General features: G+C 71.0%; 1 protein-coding gene. It reads right to left on the reverse strand.

Features of this window, described 5'->3' with window-relative positions; all coding sequences use genetic code 11:
* On the reverse strand, window positions 1-640 hold a 640-nt coding region (ppgK, locus tag KUM32_RS37075), incomplete at its 3' end, for a polyphosphate--glucose phosphotransferase (RefSeq protein ID WP_254406672.1).
* Between the last annotated feature and the right edge of the window lie 2 nt (window positions 641-642).

Raw genomic sequence — 642 nt, forward strand, 5'->3', positions numbered from 1 at the left:
CGTTGTTACGAAGCTGCGCGGGCACCACCTCGGCCTGGATGCCCTCGATGAGCGGCAGGAACTTGTCCGCCTTGCGGCTCACGCCGCCGCCGATGATGAACAGCTCGGGCGAGAACAGCATCTCCACGTGGGCCAGGTACTTCTGCACCCGACGCGCCCAGTGTTGCCAGCTCAGGTCCCCCTCCTCCTTGGCCCGGGTGGAGGCGCGCTCCTCGGCCTCGTGACCGTGCAGTTCCAGGTGGCCCAGCTCCGTGTTGGGCACCAACTGCCCGCCGCTGAAGACGGCGCTGCCGATGCCGGTGCCGAAGGTCAGGAGGATGACGGTCCCCATCCGGCCCCGCCCGGCGCCGAACCGCAGCTCCGCGATGCCCGCCGCGTCCGCGTCGTTGACCAGCGTGACGGGCGCGCCCACCCGCTCGGCGAGCTTCTGCGCGGCGTTCACGCCGATCCACGTCTTGTCCACGTTGGCGGCGGTACGCGCCGTGCCGTCGACCACCACGCCGGGATAGGTGGCCCCGACCGGGCCGGACCAACCGAAGTGCTCGATCACCTCACAGACGCCGTCGAGCACGGCGTCCGGGGTCGCCGGGTGCGGGGTGAGCACCTTGTGTCGTTCGGCCGCCAGGTCGCCGCGTTCCAGGT

It is taken from the genome of Streptomyces sp. AC627_RSS907 (assembly GCF_019049165.1).